We start from the raw sequence: 1,417 nt of genomic DNA, 5'->3' as shown, positions 1-1,417 counted from the left end.
GTCAGATCACTTGGAAAGCGAAGCCGATCACGGTTATGCTCGGCGCGAGCGATATCGGTCCAGGCCATCGGAAACCCCTTTTGATTCAGCACCAAACGGGAATCACAACCTGCTGATATCGCTCAACTCCTTTTAAATCCGGCTCTAAGGTACTCCGGCAGGAACATCGATAGCACGATGACCGCCCACCTCTCCCGCTGTTCGCTTTCTGCCGACCGCGATGTTCCAATGGTCGATCGGATTTTGGCGAATAAGGCCAGCGCTTCTAATGGCTTGCAACCTGGGAGCTTGAACCCGGCTTAAGCCAAACCCGCCGAAGTTCCAGGTTTCACAGGTAGCCACAAATCCTGCTTCGGGCTCGTCAATGACCGCATTGAAAACAGTTCCGAACCATCCGCGCCAAGCGTCGAACTGCTTATTCGGAGAAAGCTCTTCCGTAGAGAATGATGCATGGACAACATTCATCCAATTTCCGTCCATCATTAACAAATTATTCTAGGAAATAATTATAAGACCTTCCTATACCCTTACGTTAATCGTGGCAGTAAAGCAACGCTTTGATCGAATTTATAGGACACTAACGCCTTGGGATAGAAGAGATTTTCAACAGACGAATCTCCGAGAAAGGATGCCGAATTGCGCACCACCGTAAAGTGAGTTCCCGGTCACCCGCAAACGCGACCGCGTGATCGTCGAGCGCGGCGGGCGGAAGATGATCGTCTGTGACAACGGCAGCAAGTTCACCAGCGATGCCAAACGATGCTGATCGTCACCCTGCATCAGGCTTCACGCGCACACGCCCCGCTACGAATCTTACTTGGGAACGATCCAGAACCGAGATCCGGTGCGGCTGCGCAGTTCAGCGAAGATGATCTCGCCACTGTCCAGGCGCGCAATGTCGACGTCACAGATGGGTACAGCGCTCAGGGTTCATGAATGTCCGGTGAAAACCCACAGTCGCACCCTACGGACTGCGCAAGGCCATCTTCGCGCGGCTGGCAGAAAGCCAGGCCATTGCCCACGAACTCATGCCCATTACAGGGCATCGGACGCTGGAGGAGGTGGAGCGATACACCCGCGCAGCACGTAAGCCGCAGATGGCGGATTCAGCGATGAAGAAGCTTCAGGCTGGCTCGACAATCGTCCCACCGAAAACGGAAGCGGGACAAGAGAAGGAAAAGAGCCTTATAAAACAGGCTCATTTGGCCGTATTGGCGCTCCCTAGGGGACTCGAACCCCTGTTTTCGCCGTGAGAGGGCGACGTCCTAGACCGCTAGACGAAGGGAGCAGCGCGGCACGGGCGGTGTTTAGTCGGGCTTCCGCGCCGCTGCAACTGTTTTCGTGCACAAACCGTGGGATAAATCGAATGAGGGCGAACGATGGACGCGCCCGCCCTCATGGCTCCATGTGTCAAAGG

The 1,417-nt window shown here is 55.0% G+C and carries 1 protein-coding gene and 1 tRNA gene; both read right to left on the bottom strand.

Going from position 1 to position 1,417, the window contains the following annotated elements; translation table 11 throughout:
* Positions 1–144: 144 nt before the first annotated feature.
* A complete protein-coding gene (locus AC1D34_RS37585; RefSeq protein WP_476827032.1) occupies positions 145–465 on the bottom strand; it encodes a hypothetical protein in 321 nt (106 codons plus the stop codon).
* Positions 466–1,212: 747 nt separating this feature from the next.
* A tRNA-Glu gene (locus AC1D34_RS37580) sits at positions 1,213–1,288 on the bottom strand.
* Positions 1,289–1,417 lie beyond the last annotated feature (129 nt).

Source organism: Allobosea sp. P1_A7, assembly GCF_056406775.1.
This window is presented reverse-complemented; position numbering and strand designations above follow the sequence as displayed.